The 15,440-nt window shown below is 64.8% G+C and carries 11 protein-coding genes; 9 read left to right on the top strand and 2 right to left on the bottom strand.

Annotated elements, in window-relative coordinates; translation table 11 throughout:
* Nucleotides 1–2 precede the first annotated feature (2 nt).
* From ACOGXQ_RS12270 to ACOGXQ_RS12260, 3 genes are all read left to right on the top strand, one after another.
* On the top strand, nucleotides 3–2,945 hold the full coding sequence (locus ACOGXQ_RS12270) for a DUF499 domain-containing protein (protein ID WP_419943945.1): 2,943 nt from the start codon (nucleotides 3–5) through the stop codon (nucleotides 2,943–2,945).
* Between the two features lie 168 nt (nucleotides 2,946–3,113).
* The gene (locus tag ACOGXQ_RS12265) at nucleotides 3,114–4,154 is read left to right on the top strand and encodes a DNA cytosine methyltransferase (protein WP_419943944.1); all 1,041 of its coding nucleotides are present in this window, start codon (nucleotides 3,114–3,116) and stop codon (nucleotides 4,152–4,154) included.
* Nucleotides 4,155–4,273: 119 nt separating this feature from the next.
* Entirely contained in the window at nucleotides 4,274–5,761 is a 1,488-nt protein-coding gene (locus ACOGXQ_RS12260; RefSeq protein ID WP_419943943.1) for a hypothetical protein, read from the top strand.
* 104 nt (nucleotides 5,762–5,865) lie between these two features.
* On the opposite strand, the gene ACOGXQ_RS12255 is transcribed toward ACOGXQ_RS12260, so the two are convergent.
* Both ACOGXQ_RS12255 and mtnA read right to left on the bottom strand, forming a co-directional pair.
* The gene (locus ACOGXQ_RS12255; protein ID WP_419943942.1) at nucleotides 5,866–7,896 is read right to left on the bottom strand and encodes a bifunctional aldolase/short-chain dehydrogenase; all 2,031 of its coding nucleotides are present in this window, start codon (nucleotides 7,894–7,896) and stop codon (nucleotides 5,866–5,868) included.
* Nucleotides 7,890–9,017 carry an S-methyl-5-thioribose-1-phosphate isomerase gene (gene mtnA / locus ACOGXQ_RS12250; RefSeq protein WP_419943941.1) on the bottom strand — a complete coding sequence of 376 codons (1,128 nt, stop codon included), beginning with the start codon at nucleotides 9,015–9,017 and terminating at the stop codon, nucleotides 7,890–7,892. The genes ACOGXQ_RS12255 and mtnA overlap by 7 nt, the downstream gene beginning before the upstream one ends.
* Nucleotides 9,018–9,152: 135 nt before the next feature.
* Here mtnA and ACOGXQ_RS12245 point away from each other — a divergent pair, with 135 nt between their 5' ends.
* From ACOGXQ_RS12245 to ACOGXQ_RS12220, 6 genes are all read left to right on the top strand, one after another.
* Nucleotides 9,153–10,937, top strand: a complete 1,785-nt coding sequence (locus ACOGXQ_RS12245) for an ATP-binding protein (RefSeq protein WP_419943940.1) — start codon at nucleotides 9,153–9,155, stop codon at nucleotides 10,935–10,937.
* Between the two features lie 163 nt (nucleotides 10,938–11,100).
* Entirely contained in the window at nucleotides 11,101–11,328 is a 228-nt protein-coding gene (locus ACOGXQ_RS12240; RefSeq protein ID WP_419943939.1) for a hypothetical protein, read from the top strand.
* Between the two features lie 16 nt (nucleotides 11,329–11,344).
* Nucleotides 11,345–12,439 carry a class I adenylate-forming enzyme family protein gene (locus ACOGXQ_RS12235; protein ID WP_419943938.1) on the top strand — a complete coding sequence of 365 codons (1,095 nt, stop codon included), beginning with the start codon at nucleotides 11,345–11,347 and terminating at the stop codon, nucleotides 12,437–12,439.
* 80 nt (nucleotides 12,440–12,519) lie between these two features.
* Nucleotides 12,520–12,963, top strand: a complete 444-nt coding sequence (locus tag ACOGXQ_RS12230) for a hypothetical protein (protein ID WP_419943937.1) — start codon at nucleotides 12,520–12,522, stop codon at nucleotides 12,961–12,963.
* A 2-nt stretch (nucleotides 12,964–12,965) separates the two neighbouring features.
* Nucleotides 12,966–13,508 carry a nucleotidyl transferase AbiEii/AbiGii toxin family protein gene (locus ACOGXQ_RS12225; protein ID WP_419943936.1) on the top strand — a complete coding sequence of 181 codons (543 nt, stop codon included), beginning with the start codon at nucleotides 12,966–12,968 and terminating at the stop codon, nucleotides 13,506–13,508.
* Nucleotides 13,509–13,766: 258 nt separating this feature from the next.
* Nucleotides 13,767–15,305 carry a hypothetical protein gene (locus ACOGXQ_RS12220; RefSeq protein ID WP_419943935.1) on the top strand — a complete coding sequence of 513 codons (1,539 nt, stop codon included), beginning with the start codon at nucleotides 13,767–13,769 and terminating at the stop codon, nucleotides 15,303–15,305.
* The last annotated feature ends 135 nt before the right edge of the window (nucleotides 15,306–15,440 follow it).

Below are 15,440 nucleotides of genomic sequence, written 5' to 3'. Positions count from 1 at the left end.
CGATGAACGCAAGCAACCGGATGCGCCCGTGGTGGGAGACAATCGCTTTGCGACCCGAAGTCACGCGCAGCGACGGGGCGGTGGACGACGTCCAGATGTCGCTGCACGATGCCGTGTTCGGCGTGGCGGGCGTCGAGTCCGACCAGACGCCGTACGCGTCGCCGTCCTACTACGGCGCCATCACCCACCCGACCGGTGACTTGGTGGAGCTCATGGCGCGAGTCGCTGTTCGGCTTGGCGTCGAAGACTCGACGCAGACCTCTGCTGTATGGCGGCTCGACCAAGCGATGGGCGGCGGCAAGTCGCACGGGTTGATCGGCCTGTGGCATCTTGCTGCGCACCCGGCCGAACTGGCCCTGACCGACTTGGGGCGCGAGGTCTTCGCCACAGCGAGAGAGATCGCCGGGCACGGCAGCGTCAGGGCCGACCTCGGCGACCCTGTCTGCGTCGTGCTCGACTGCGACAACACCACCGCGTCGGTTGAAGACTTCGGGCCTGCGCAACTGCTCGGCGAGCGTTTTTTGTGGCGCCTGTTCGATAAGGACGGGCACCGCTACGACCAGTTCAAGGAGCACATCACCAGCAAGAAGCGTCTTGCCGAGGCGCTGCGCAGCACTGGGCGACCCGTGCTTGTCCTGGTTGACGAAATCATGGACTACATCCGGCTAGCGGCTGCCAACGACGCTGACGGCGCGCTGCGCGAGATGGCCTTCCTGCGAGCGCTGCTCGATGCCGTAAACGACGTCCCGAACTGCGTCGTCGTGGTGGTGATGATCGCCTCGGACCAAGACGACATCGCACTGAACGAAGCTGGCGTTCAGTGCCAGACAGAACTGGAGAAGCTGCTGGAGCGGAACGGCCGGACCACTGCCGTGACCGGCGGTGGCGACTTCGCCGAGATCATTCGGCGGCGATTGTTCGAACGCCTGCCGTCGCGTGCCGAGACAGATCGCATTGCTGATCACTTCGGCGAGCACATGCACGACCCGTGGGCTACCAAGGTGTTCGACAAGCTGGGAGGGCCTACCGGCTCCGCATTTCGCGATGCCGTGGCGCGTTGCTATCCGTTCCATCCCAGCCTGATCACCCTTGCGGAGAACGAGTGGGCGCAACACGCAGGCTTTCAGCGTGTCCGCTCGACGATCCGACTCTTCGCTGCGACGGCCTACGAACAGTCACGGAGAGCCGCCGACGGGGAGTGGGTCCCCGAACTGATCGACAGCGGCGACCTGCCCCTGCAGTCGCACCAGGTGCGCGACTCGCTGCTCAGCTCTGGCCTGGTGGCCGATCACAAGACGCTGTCGAACTTGCGTGAGGTCGCGGGCGTCGACATCGTCGATCAGCACAACCCGGATCGAGGTGTTGCGCGTCGGTTGGATGCAGCCCGGAAGGACGGCTGGCGCAACGACAATCCGCGGGCAGCAGAGCGGATGGCCACAGCGCTGTTCGTGCGTTCGCTGTGCCCTCGAGCGAACGGTGCTCGGGGCGCGACCGAGCCAGAACTGCACGCAGCATCGTTTGTGCCGGTAAGCGGCTACGGCACCGGTGACGCAGAGGCGGTTGCGGTCGAACTTCTGGAAACCGATGCGGGAATGGCTTCGGTGGACTCGATCCCGGGTCGAGGCAGCAGCCCGAAACGGTGGGTCGTCGAGACCCGCAAGACGCTCGGGATGCTCGCCAAGGCCGAGAAGCAGGCGGTCAGTGAGGTCGACCGTGATCGGGCAGTCACGGAGAGGGCATTTGAGCTGACGAGTTCGGGTCCGTTTGACTCTGTCGTTCACGTTGACGGTGGTGACGTGCCTACGGATGGCACCTCATTTGCGGCTGCGTGCGATGTGATCGGTCAAGCAGGCATCGACCGGCAGCACCAGACGCGGTTAGTGATCTTGGACTCACGCTGGTTCTCGTTGTTCAACGGTGACGACACGGTCACTCGCGAGGCCATCACAGCGGCGATGGGCCTTGGCTCTTCGCCCATGAGCGTGCAGTGGGCGTCGTCGGCGGCATTTGCGGTTGCCAATACAGCGACGCGTGCGCAGGCCCGAGGCCTCGCTTCGGAATGGCTGGCTCGCAAGCGGGTGGCCGAACTTCCTACCGTGCAGGCGGACGAAGACATGGCTGCGCAAGCGAAGCGAGACGCCGCCGAAGCGCTCAAGGAACTCGATGTGCGGGTCAGGCTGTGTTACCGCCATGTCGTCTACTTGGCACCGAAGGGCGAATTCGAGCGCGAAGAGCGGTACGTGCGACTCACGAACGACAAGCAGGACGCATTGAACGGAGCGCATGTGTGGGCGTTGCTGCGCGACGAGAGCAAAGCGTTCGAGGTTGGCGAATTCGGCTACAGCGCGCTGATGCACAACTTGCGCGACAGCGACTTCGGCGTGCCGCTCGCAGAAGTCCGCGACAGCTTCTGGTCGAACCCGTACAAGCCGCTGCTGCCCACCGGGGCTGGCGAACTATCGGAGGCGATCTACCAAGCCGTCGGTCGCGGCGACATCGACCTCATCGATGACGGCGGCAACGTCTACACCGTTCATGATCGTGGCGATATCAACCTGGCGTCTCGTACCGTCCGACTCCGTCGCCCGGTGGCGCCCGATGCTCCGAGTCCGGCACCGGGACCGACGCCGCCAGAGACTGTCGACCCGTCGCAGCCCCAGCCCGATCCGCCGCCGCCGGCTCCTTCACCGTCGCCACCCGCACCGCAGCACTGGCAGCTATCCCTGACCGCGAACACTGGCCTCGGGCCTGACGTAGACCGAGACAGCCTCATCAACCTCCTGCGCGAGGTCATCAACCGCATCGAAGACGGCTTCGAGAACGACGAGATCCAGCACATCGCCCAGAGCACACAGATCACGCTCACAGTCGAGCCCGCCGATATCGACACCCTCCGCGCCCTCGCCCAAGCCGCTGGCGTCAACATCGACGCCCGCCAGTTCTAGGCCAGGTTCAGCGGTGGATCTGTTCATGGAGGCCTTACCGAATCGGTTGGTTCAACGGCACACCGCTTCGATACGTTGGCGGCGTGTCTTGGGAGGAGAGATCTGGGACGCCGGTCGGCGATCGCTATGTGCAGCGACGGACCTGCTGAGGACAGGAGCTTTTGAGACATGAGTGTGGCGACATCCGGCGCGGCGTCCGCGATACATGCGGTTGATCTCTTCTGCGGGGTCGGCGGTTTGACGCACGGTCTAGTTCGATCCGGCATAGCGGTGCGAGGTGGATTCGACAACGACGAGTCGTGTCAGTATGCGTTCGAGGCCAATAATCCCGACGCGCGGTTCATGGAGGCCGACATCTGTGACATTGGTCGTGAAGATATCGAACCCTTCTTCACGGATGCAGCCGCATCAGTGCTCATGGGCTGTGCTCCCTGTCAACCCTTCTCAGCGCACAACCGCAAACTGCGAAAAGAGGCTGATTGTTCACTGGTGTATGAATTCGCGCGCCTTGTCGAAGAAACTCAGCCCGATTTCGTCTCGATGGAGAATGTACCTGGGCTAGCAAAGCACGAGGCCTTTGCTGATTTCTTGCGGGTGCTGGAACGACTTGGGTACCACCATGACGAGAGGGTCGTGTGGTGCCCTGACTACGGCATCCCTCAGACGCGGAGGCGACTTGTGCTGCTTGCTTCGCGTCTTGGGCCAATTGGGGTTCCTCAGCGCGGCGGAGACGGCGGAACCGTGCGCGACTTTATCTACGATCTTCCTTCCGTCGAGGCCGGCGCGGCACACCCAGATGATCGAACCCATGTCACAATGCCATTGTCCGATCTTAACAAGCGACGTATTCAGCAATCGAGGCCTGGTGGTAGTTGGCATGACTGGGATGAAACGCTCCTGAGTGCCTGTCACCGGGATTCCTTGTATCCGGCTCCATACGGCCGGATGTCCTGGGATACCGTGGCACCGACAATTACTACGCAGTTTTGCTACTACAGCACTGGACGCTTCGGGCATCCTGAACAGGATCGAGCTATCTCCGTTCGTGAAGGAGCACTGCTCCAAACGTTCCCGATTGACTACAAGTTCTTCAAAGAAGGTCAACCTGTCGTCGTGCGCGACGCTGCTCGCCAAATCGGTAACGCTGTCCCCGTCAAGCTCGCTGAGGCTATCGGCGAATCCATCGTGGAGGTCTTTTGTGCAAGCTAGTCAAGACACTCGCTACGAGATGGGCATCAGCCTACGCATTCTGGACCATCTCGGCCTCAACCTATACAGCAACACTCCGGCCGTCATTTCGGAAGCGATCGCTAACGCGTGGGACGCGGATGCGAATTGCCCGCCGGTTCGGTTTGCTGGCTGAGGATTTCGAAATATCAGTCAATGGGGCTACAGTTGGATTCTCTGACCGTGACTACTTCGGCAAGGCCCGATTCATCTTTCAATATGGCATATACGATTATGCAGCGCTGTGTTCGAATCTAGACCGCTCGGAAGACAGCGGCCAACCGCTCGCCTTTTTACGTAATTCAAGATTCGATGGCAGTGGTACCGCCAATGATACCGGACCGCACGAAGTCAAAGGCTGGATTGCAATTGCACAGCGATCCAATGACCTTGACGATCGCACGGGCGAGCAGGACGACAACTTAAACAAGATAACAATTCTGATGCGCGGAAAGGTAGCACAAGAGGACATTTTGCAAGAGTACCGTTTGGGTGGGATGATAACGAAATTTATGTTTGGCGAAATTCATGCGAATTTCCTCGACGAGGGTGATGACGATATCGCAACGACAAGCCGGCAGCGTCTCGCCGAGGACCATCCGCACTATTTGGCCCTGAAGAAGTTCGTTGAAACCGAACTCAGATATATTTGGATCGAAACAAACAAGCTAAAAGAGCAGCGAGAATTCGACACCGCGATCAACTCCAATCCCCACGTAAAACAATGGTACGACAACCTGGCGGAGTCGCTGAAGAAGTCCGCACGCAGCGTGTTTCGTGGCATCGATGTCGCAAATATGGATGATGAGCACCGCCACAAGTTCTATGCAACCGCGGTGTTAGGATTTGAACACCTCAAGGCAAAGAATGCCCTCGACGAGCTTGAGAATATCGACGAGCATAACATCGAGGCATTTCTCACATGGCTCGCAGATATGGACGCGATCGAAGCGATTCGTTATCTTGAAATTGTCCGTGAGCGCCTTGCAATCATTCGCGAGTTTGAACAGCGGGTGGATGAAAATGAGTACGAAAAGGTGCTACAAAAATATATTTTTGATCATTTGTGGCTTCTCGATCCAGCTTGGGAGCGAGCGACTGAATACTCGGACATGGAGCAGCGAATTCAAAACGCCGTTGATCGCGTACCAATCCGGAATCGAGAGGAGGTGCGTCCCGATATCCGGTATCGTCGCATCTCAGGAATGCATGTGATTATTGAGTTGAAGAGGCCGTCAGTCAGTGTACGAAAAACGGAAATCGAAGACCAAGTGAATGATTATATTGCGGCGGTCAAGCAGGATATCGGTCAAGACCCAGATGAGAGTCGGTACCCCGTGGAGGCTATCTGTTTACTGGAAAAACCACCGGTCGGTTGGCAAAATCCTGAGACCCGCAAACTTGATGAGGAGTCGCTCCGAGGATATGGAATCCGAGTGATGACGTATACACAATTGATCAACCGCGCCCGTGCCGCTTACGCGAAGTTCATTAAGGAACACGCTCCAGTGGTCGAGATTGGTGAAACCGTTGAATCAATTCGCTCCTACCGGCCTTCCGGTGAGAACTCGTTGTTTCCGAACGAGTAGTTCGCAATGCGTATAAGGACTGTGGTGACCAAGGAACATGTAACGTCTTCGCTTGGGACCATGTGCGCGACCGCTGCTTTCGGCCATATGGCCGCTGGCGGCGACTAGACAACTCGGTCGCTGCCGCCGTCTTGGGGGATCTGTGCGCCGGTGGTGTGGGCGAAGGCTGGCCCGCACATCTGGGCGATGAGCTCGCCGACGTCAGCTGAGGCCAGCTCGTGGCCGAGCAGGTTGCGTTGCCGGTACTGCTCGGACGTGAGCCCGTAGGCAGCGGCGCGCTGATCGATGAGGTCATCCGACCACAGCCCCGTGTCGAACACGCCGTCGGGGTGCACGACGTTGACGGTGATCCCGTCGGCGGCCCATTCGAGTGCCGCGACGCGAGCGAGCTGGGTGAGCGCAGCTTTCGACGCCGAGTAGGCCGCTGCGCCCCTGCCGGGCGCCGGCACGTTCTTCGAGCCGACGATGACGACCCGCCCGCCCGCCGGGGAGTGCCGCAGCACGCGATGCCCCGCGGCGAGCGTGTTCGCCGCGCCGCTCACGTTGATGTCGAAGGTCTGCTGCCAGGCAGTTCCGAGGCCGGAGTCGTCGACGAGGTCTCCCAGCGCCGCCGAGGGTCCGAAGATGCCGGCTGCGACCACCACGATGTCGATGCCCCCGAAACGCTCGACCGCACTTGCAACGGCATCGGTCACGGCCGCGGAATCGGTGACGTCAGCGACCGCGTGGTGGCGTGCCGGCCCGGTGGCGCCCTCGGGCGCCGGCGCGAGGTCGATGCCGACCACCGCGGCGCCCGCGGCAGCGAGTGCCTCGGCCGCGGCGCGCCCGATGCCCGAAGCGGCTCCGGTCACGAGCGCCACCTGGCCGGCCAGGGCGGCCGACGCACCCACCCGAGCCAGCTTGGCCTGCTCGAGCTCCCAGTACTCCACGTCGAACAGTTCGGCCTCGCTGAGTGCGACGTATCCCCCCAGCGCCTCGGCGGCGCAGATCACGTCGATGGTGTGCAGGTAGATGTCCGCGGCGATGTCGCAGTCGGCTGCCCTGTGCCCGGCGGTCCACAGTCCGAGCCCGGAGTCCACAACCACACGCGGTGCCGGGTCCAGCATCGTGAGCGCAGTCTGCGGGCCGTCGGCGTCGTGCCGGGCGGCGTTGCGCTCGAAGTATGAGCGGTAGCCGTCGACGAACGCAGCGACGTCACGACCCACCATCGGGAACTGCTTGGTGCGAATGATGTGGTCCGGCGTCGCCGGCCCGCGGCGTGCCACCGACGCCACATCGCTGCGGGTGCAGAACGCTTCGGCACGCGGGTCGCGCACGGCGCGCAGTACCACCGGCACGCCGGCAGCAGCCGAAAGAGCGGCTCGCAGCTCCGCCACCGTCTCGGCCTCGTCGGGGCCGATGCTGCGCGTGCTGCGGTTATCTGCCGCGCCCGCGCCGGCCTCACCGAATGACGGCACGCCGGCCCGGGCGAGGGACTGCTCTGCTTCGCTGATCCGATCGATCATCGAGTCATACGCCTGGCGGGTGGTCTCGCCAAAGGTGAAGATGCCGTGGTTCAGCAGCACCATCGCCTCGGTGCCGTCGTGGGCCTGTGCCCGCCACTCGGCGGCGCAGACGCGGGCGAGGTCGAATCCCGGCATCACGTACGGCACCACGACGACCCGATCGCCCCACAGGTCTCGCACCCGTGCGTCGCCGTCGGCGGTGTTGGTCAGTGCCAGGACGGCATCGGCGTGGCTGTGCAGCACCGCTCGCTGCGGCAGCAGCGCGTGCAGGATCGCCTCGACGGAGGGATTCGGCGCCGAGGCGTCGAGCAGGTGGATGCGCAGCTGGTTCACCATCTCGGTGTCGCTCAGCTCGTCCAGATCGGCCAGGCGCCGGACTGGCTCGAGGCGCAGCGGCGCGAAGCCAGGCGGCTCGAGGGTGGCGAGATCCCAGCCGCTGCCCTTCACCCACAGTGTCGGGACCGGCTCGCCCCAGGCGTCGGTGCTGCTTCCCTTGATGGAGGTGTTGCCGCCGCCGTGGAGCACCAGCGCCGGATCGGCACCGACGAGACGCGAGCCGTAGGTGATCTCGCCGAGATCGCCCAGTTCAGCCCAGCGTGCCGCTTCGGTGTCATCCCAGCGATTCAGCATCGGCGATCTCCCGGTTGCCCACAACGGGTTGCGGCCAGAGCTGCAGCAATGGATTCGCCATAGGGCGGATGCAGGACACCTGCGTCGGTGATGATCGCGCTGATCAGGCGTGCGGGTGTCACATCGAAGGCCGGGTTGATCGCCTCCACGCCGACCGGCGTGAGACGGCTGCCGCCGGCGTGATGCACCTCGTCGGGATCTCGCTGCTCGATGACGATGCGATCACCCGACGTCACCGCCGGATCGATCGTCGTGGTCGGCGCCGCGACGTAGAAGCCGATGCCCGCCTCGGCAGCAGCCAGGGCGTGCATCAGCGTGCCGATCTTGTTGGCGGTGTCGCCGTTGCCAGCGATGCGATCCGCTCCCACGATCACGGCGTCCACCTCGCCGCCGGCGATCAGCGACACCATCGCCGCGTCGGCGACCACCGATACATCGATGCCCGCGTCGGCCAGCTCCCACGCAGTGAGCCGAGCGCCCTGCAGCAGCGGGCGCGTCTCAGCCGCCAGCACGCGCACGGGTTCACCTTCAGCAGCCTTTGCGTAGGCGATGGCCAGTGCCGTGCCCGTGCCTGCAGTGGCCAGCCGCCCGGCATTGCAGTGCGTGGCGATCACGGTGGCTTCCGGCAGCAGCTCGCGGCCGAGCCGCCCGATCTCCGCGCAGGCCTGCGCGTCTTCAGTGCTGATGGCCAAGGCTTCGCTGAGCAGCCGCCGGCGCAGATCGGTGACGCTGCGGACCGCCGCGTCGCCCAGCGCGGCGTCGATCGTCCGGTCGACTGCCCAGCGCAGGTTGACCGCAGTCGGTCGGGCATCGCCGATCTCGGTCCTGAGCCGTTCGAGCACGGCGTGGGCGTCGGTCATCGAGCTGGGCTGGGTCTCGTCCAGGCCGACGACCAGCGCGAGCGCCCCGAACGCCCCCAGTGCCGGCGCGCCCCGGATGACGAGCCGCTCGATGGCGTCGACAGCGGCGGCCACATCACGCACGTCGATCAGCGCGAGCTGCGCAGGCAGCCGTGTCTGGTCGATGATCTCGATGCTGTCGCCGGTCCAGCGCAGCGTCGGCGTCGTGCCGCGATTCAAACGTCCGGGGTCGGGAGTCAGCGCGGATCTCGGAGGTGTCATGCCACCGACAGTCTTGCTGGCCTGACGGCGGCTCCGCACTCTGGCCATCATGCGCACGCGTCCCTCGTGACGCTCACTGACTCCTGCGCCCGTTCTTCGCCTAGGCGCTGCGGAGGCGCCCAGAGATTGGGTGACATGATCGTCCTTGGTCTCTCTGAACTTGATTTCCTTCCGACGGGTGCCGACGCGGCGAAGCTCGCGTCAGACTTGGCGTCGCGGTGCAGCAAGGACTTCGAACCGCCGGTGCGGCCTGAGATCGATGTGTGCCGTGTGGATGGTGCCCTCGTCGTGGTTGCAGATGTGCCCGAAACCGATGCGGCCGCGAAGCCGTGCTCAGTCGTGGCAGACCCGAAGACCCGCCCGCCGTTGGCGTACATACGATCTCACGACGGTAATCGCCGTCTCACGGCGTACGAGCATCATGCGCTGCATGCCGCCAGAGGCCAGCCGCGTGACGATCTCGAACCGGTCGATGGCACAAGCACTGCCGATCTCGATCCCGAACTGGTCGATGCACTGTTGCGCCGGCTCCGCTCCCGAAGCGGCACGCGTCAATGGCCGGATGACGAAGCCGCATGTCTCCGACTGCTCGGAGTGCTCGTCGAAGCGCGCCACTCCACGGCCGACGGCTCGGCGACCGGCGCCCCACCCGCGGAAGTCGTCTCGTTGGCGGGCTTGCTCGCGCTCGGGCGATATCCGCAGCGTTACTTCCCGCGCCTTGAGATCGCGTTCGCTGCCTATCCCACGACGAGCGGAGCACCGCTTGCCGATGGCACACGATTGCTGGACAGCCAGCCGATCGACGGGTCGATTCCGGCGATGCTCGAGACAGCGGCAGAGGCGATACGCCGCAGCACCCGCCGGCGCGCTGTCGTCGTGGGCCTCTGGAGAGAAGACCACTGGGAGTTCCCCCTCGACGCGGTGCGAGAGGTAGTCGTGAACGCCCTGATGCATCGCGACTACCACTCTGCTGCTCAAGGCCAGCCGGTGATGCTGACGCTGTATCCAGACCGCCTGGAGATCGCCAGTCCGGGCGGGCTGTACGGCGCCATCGACCCCGACCGCCTGCTCACCGCGCCGGTGACGGCAGCGCGCAACAGCCACTTGGCGAAGCTCTTGCGCGACCTTCCGACAACGGAGGGCAGCCGGACCGTGAGCGAGAACTTCGGGACCGGGCTGCTGGCAGTCGCGGAGAGCCTGCGCGCCGCTGGGCTCGCGCCGCCCGAGTTCGAACACTCGCTCACCGAGTTCCGGGTTGTCTTCTGGAATCACACTGTGCTCGACGATGACGCGACGGCATGGCTGTCCGTGCTGGAAGCGAACCGGCACGGCCGCCCGTCGCTCAGCGATCGCCAGCGTCTCGCGCTTGCGCATATCCGTCGTCACGGCAGTATCGACAACCGGACCCACCGGGCGCTCACCGGTGCCAGCGCCGTCGAGGCAACGAACGACCTCGCAGCGCTGCGTGACGAGGAACTCATCGAGCGCCGAGGCGGCAGACGGTGGGCATCGTGGCATCTCGCTGATGGTGTGCCGTCGGGGTCTCCTGCTGACGACGCGGGCAACGGCGAGCGGGCGACGGCGAGCGTTCCGAGCGCAGCCGTCGCCGCTTCCACTGCGATCCGTCGCGGTGGAGCCGCGCCGATGCCGTCCGGGCAGACCAGGTCATATGGCGATGCTGAGGTGGCGATCCCAGCGGGGCTGCCGACTGAGCGGGATCAACTGATGATCGACGCGTTGTCGGATGGGCCGCGCAGCACCAAGGAACTCGCCGAACACTTCGGTGTGACACCGGCGGCGATCCGCAAGCGATTGCGTCGCCTGGAAGACCGCAATCTCGTGCGCCCCACCGAGGCCGGTCGGCGCAGCCGCTTTCAGCGCTGGGTGTCAGTCGGGCCTGCCTCCCCGCCGGTCGCCTAGTCGCGTCTGGTCGATGATCTCGATGCTGTCCCCGGTCCAGCGCAGCGTGGGCGTCGGAGCTGCCGTGCCCATGCTGCGGACAGTCTCGCGCCCATGCGCGGCGAAATTGGCAGTGAGTTCGCGATGCTGACGAGTACCGTGTCCAGACACGAGGAGGACGATCGTGACACCGGACGAGACTCGGGATTTTCTGAACGAGATGTTCAGCCAGATCGGCGAGCGTTTTGACCGTGTCGACGAGCGCCTTGACCGTGTCGACGAGCGTTTTGACCGTGTCGACGAGCGCATGGATCAGATCGAACAGAAGGTCGATCAGCGTTTCGAGGAACTGACGGCGGTCAACAATTCGCTGATCGACGCAGTAGCTGACATCAACAAGCGACTGGGCTGAAGACCTGAAGCGACTGGTGGCGCTCGCGCTGGGAGGCGGCGAGCGATTCGTCGCTGAACTGCAGCGCGCCTGGGAGGCCGGCGACGCGGTGCTGCCGGTCGATCAGCGGCTGCCCGGTGCTGCCCAGGAGTCGCTGGTGGACCGCATGGGCGCCAGCTTTGTGGTGGACAGCACCGGCCGTCACCGGCGCCGGGGCGGCTGGAACGTCGAGCCGGGCGATGCGCTGGTCATGGCCACCAGCGGCAGCACGGGCGAGCCGAAAGGCGCCGTGCTCACCCACACCGCCGTCGAGGCCAACGCCATGGCGACCAGCTCCGCGCTGGCAGTCGACCCCAGTACCGACCGCTGGCTGTCGTGCCTGCCGCTCGCGCACGTCGGCGGCCTGGCGGTGGTGGTCCGTGCACTGCTCACCGACACGCCGCTGGAAGTCCACGACGGATTCGACGCGACCGCTGTCGAGGCGGCAGCCCGCCAGGGCGCGACGCTCACTGCCCTGGTGCCGACCGCCCTCGCCCGCATCGACCCCTCAGCGTTCCGGGCGATCCTGCTCGGCGGCTCCGCCATGCCCCCTCAACGCCCCGCGAACACCGTCGCCACCTACGGCATGACCGAGACGTTCAGCGGTGTGGTCTACGAAGGCTGGCCGCTCGACGGCGTCGATCTGCGCATCCGGAACGGCGAGGTGCAACTGCGCTGCCCGATGCTGCTGCGCTGCTATCGCGACGGCACCGACCCCAGAACCGGCGACGGCTGGTACCCCACAGACGACGCCGGCGCCCTGTCAGAGGAGGGCCAACTGTCAGTCTTCGGAAGAGTCGACGACATGATCACCACCGGCGGCGAAAACGTGTGGCCTGTCGCAGTCGAGCGAATCCTGGCCGACCTGCCCGACATAGCCGAAGTCGCAGTCGTCGGCAGACCCGACCCTGATTGGGGCCACGCCGTCACTGCCGTCATCGTCCCGACGGACCCTGCGCGGCCCCCCGACCTAGAAGCACTCCGCGACGCAGTGAAAGAGCACCTCCCCGCATACTGCGCCCCCCAAGCCCTCGAACTCGTCAACGAACTGCCCAAAACCCCGCTAGGCAAAGCCCAACGCTGGCGCCTGTAGACGCAAACCTCGCGAGAAGCGACTGCGTCATCGCACGGGGTCTTCCCGGCTGCAATCTCCGCCTCGTTACGCTGACGGTCATGGCCGATCCCGGCAGCGCAGAAGCGGCTGACGACGGTGCGAGGAGCCAGGGGCAGAGCGATCAGCCGCCGAATGCACTGTGGCGCTATGTCCCCGCGCTGCGCACCGAGGGCGACGAGTGGCGGTTGCGGTTGCTGCTGCACGACTTCGGGATGGTGTGGGAGAGCACGCCGCCCGAGCAGCGTCCGGCGCTGGTCAGCCGCGAGCCGGCCAGCGTGGATCTGCGCTGGGATGCGTTCCTGGCTGCCTACGTGGAGCATCGCTGCATCGAAGACGGCATCGAGCCGCCCGCTTGGACGCGGCAGCGCGAACGCCATCTGCGCGCATTCTGGTACGCAGGCGGTTGCCACGACTACGACCGGATCCGGACGATCGTGACCACGCCGATCGTTTTCGAAGCTCACGGCATATGGATCCCGCGGGAAGAGCTCACGGTGGTGTAGGCGTGGAACCGCTCGACGCATCGGACATCCGTGGCGCATTCGACGATCTCGCCCGGCGGCTCTCCAACAGAGGCGTGATCGCCCGCATCTACGTTGTCGGCGGTGCGGCCATGGCGTTGATGTATGACGAGCATCGGCTCACCCGCGATGTGGATGCCTCGATCTCTGTGGGCTACGACGAGGTCATGCGGGCAGCGCACGACATCGCCCGCGAACGTGGCTGGCCGACCACATGGATCAACGAACAGGCCACGATGTACATGCCGCCGGAGCATGACCGCCACGGTGCGATCGCCTATGAGCAGCCGGGCCTGTCGGTTGTGGCCGCATCCGTCGAGCACATGATCGCCATGAAGGCACGCTCGGCACGTCGAACCGACGAATCCGATTTCCGTCGCTTGCTGAGACACGGCAACATCCGCTCTGCTGCCGACGTCGCAGAGATCGTGGCCCGCGTGTTCCCAGGCGAAGCGCTCGGGCCACGACAGGCGCGATGGGTCGAGACGATCGTCGGCACTCAAGCTGCGTCGGACACCGGCAGGTAGCCGCCGGCGGGCGTTACATCCTCGGGCAGCGGATCGGCGAACAGCATGGCGGTGCCGATGCCCCGCACTTTGGGCCGCGAACGCATCTTCCGGGGTCCGTGGTCCCATGGCGAAACATCGTTACATCTATATTCGGCGTCCGGAGATGTGCAGTTGCGCATCGAGATGGCCGGCGATGCTAGGTTCGCCGCCCATGACTCGTACCCCCCCCCCCCCCCCCGTTGTGTCGGTCTAACTAGGCGCGCGAGCGCCGCCGCCGTGGCCGTGTGCCTGCTCGGCACGCTTGTCATGTTGGTTCCCGCCGGTGCAGTGTCGGCGCAAGCCGCAGGGGTGGCGGTGCCGCCGCAGTCGCAGGGGTCGTGTGCGGGTGAGGTGCCGATTGTGGTGGGTTCGGATGCGGCGGCGCAGTCGGATGTCTATGCCGCTGCGATGCTGGCCGGGGTGATCGGCAGCGACTGCATTGTTCTGGCAGGTCCGCGGGGCGAGTCCATGGCGGCGGCCCAGCAAGCGCGTCTGGCGGCCGCGAACGCAGGAGGCTTCGTTGTCGGTGGCGCTGCGGCAGTGCCGGACGCGAAAGTCGCAGGCCGCACGATGACCCGTCTGTTCGGGCCGGATCGCTGGGCCACCGCCCGTCGCGTCGGCCAGCACGCCGCGGGTGTGGCGCCCGATGCGTCAGCAACGCAGAACGTGCCTCCCAGGATCGGCGGCGTGGCGGTGCCGCCGCAGTCGCAGGGGTCGTGTGCGGGTGAGGTGCCGATCGTGGTGGGTTCTGATGCGGCGGCGCAGTCGGATGTATATGCCGCTGCGATGCTCGCTGGGGTGATCGGCAGCGACTGCATCGTCCTTGCCGGGCCACGCGACCAGGCCATGCCAGCGGACCAGGAACAGCGCTTGGCGGCCGCGAACGCGGGCGGGTTCGTTGTGGGCGGCGCCGCGGCGGTGCCGACAACGAAGATCGCAGGCCGTTCGATGACGCGCCTGTCCGGCACCGACCGGTGGGCCACCGCTCGCCTCGTGGGCCGCCGCGCCGCAGGCGACACCACCGCCGGTACTAGTACGTCTGCCGAGGCGGGCGGCTCGGCGTCCGATCCGACGACCGGAGTTCAGGCCTCTCTGAGCTGCAGCTACTCGACTGCCTTCACTCAGCGCGACATCACACTTCCCGATGGCAGCGTCTTGACGACACGCGAAGGCGATTTCGAGACTGTGGACCCGAGTGATCCGCACGATGACGTCACAATCGCCTTCTCTGGAGGTGCTGACTGCACATGGACGTTGAGCAACGGCAGCGACAGAGATGTGCGTATACGCACGCTGAGCGGCGGTTTGTATGGCGACGGGCAAGCTGCGTCCTTCGGATATCGAGTCGGCGATACGGGGGGATTGCTCGTCCCAGCGGGGCAGACGGTGTCGGCATTTGCCGACTTCGGATTCTTCGAGAATGAGATCTGGGTGTCCCCTGACGGCGACGAGTCCGACGACGCCTATGCGCGTTGGGTCGCCGGTGGCGCAAGAGTGGTGGCGGAATGCGGCTTCTGGACGGACACCGACAAGATCGATACCGGCCAGCTTGGCGTTGACCAAGCCCTGCGAGATCACCTCGCAGCGGCCCTCAGCGAGTACGAGCACGGCAGCGAGGAGTACTTTGCGAACCTTGCAGAGGCAATTCGAAATGCGAAGCGTGAGGTCTATTGGACATTCCTCACGCCCTGCAGCGGATGGTCCCCGACGAGTGACTACGGCAACGTCTCGGTTTCGGCTGCTCAAGCGGATGACCCGCAGGCTCGCGGATCGTGAAGTGGGTCAACGGTCGCAATCTGAGTCGGTCGACGCGTAGATCCGACGCTGAGGCCGCTCAGGCGCGCTCAACGACCGTCTGCCAATCTCATGGTCAAGAACTGAATGATCGTTCAGGCTTCGAGCTTGCCGAAC

The organism is Candidatus Poriferisodalis sp., from assembly GCF_965208485.1.
In the GTDB taxonomy this organism is placed as follows: Bacteria; Actinomycetota; Acidimicrobiia; order Acidimicrobiales; family Poriferisodalaceae; genus Poriferisodalis.
The sequence above is the reverse complement of the archived record's forward strand: the minus strand, read 5'-3'. Positions and strand labels throughout refer to the sequence as shown.

Excerpts from the sequence above, each read along its gene's own strand:
- ACOGXQ_RS12255 (WP_419943942.1), bottom strand. The coding sequence starts at position 7,896 with ATGCTGAATCGCTGGGATGACACCGAAGCGGCACGCTGGGCTGAACTG.
- ACOGXQ_RS12270 (WP_419943945.1), top strand. The coding sequence starts at position 3 with ATGAACGCAAGCAACCGGATGCGCCCGTGGTGGGAGACAATCGCTTTG.
- ACOGXQ_RS12260 (WP_419943943.1), top strand. The coding sequence starts at position 4,274 with ATGCGAATTGCCCGCCGGTTCGGTTTGCTGGCTGAGGATTTCGAAATA.
- mtnA (WP_419943941.1), bottom strand. The coding sequence starts at position 9,017 with ATGACACCTCCGAGATCCGCGCTGACTCCCGACCCCGGACGTTTGAAT.
- ACOGXQ_RS12245 (WP_419943940.1), top strand. The coding sequence starts at position 9,153 with ATGATCGTCCTTGGTCTCTCTGAACTTGATTTCCTTCCGACGGGTGCC.
- ACOGXQ_RS12265 (WP_419943944.1), top strand. The coding sequence starts at position 3,114 with ATGAGTGTGGCGACATCCGGCGCGGCGTCCGCGATACATGCGGTTGAT.
- ACOGXQ_RS12230 (WP_419943937.1), top strand. The coding sequence starts at position 12,520 with ATGGCCGATCCCGGCAGCGCAGAAGCGGCTGACGACGGTGCGAGGAGC.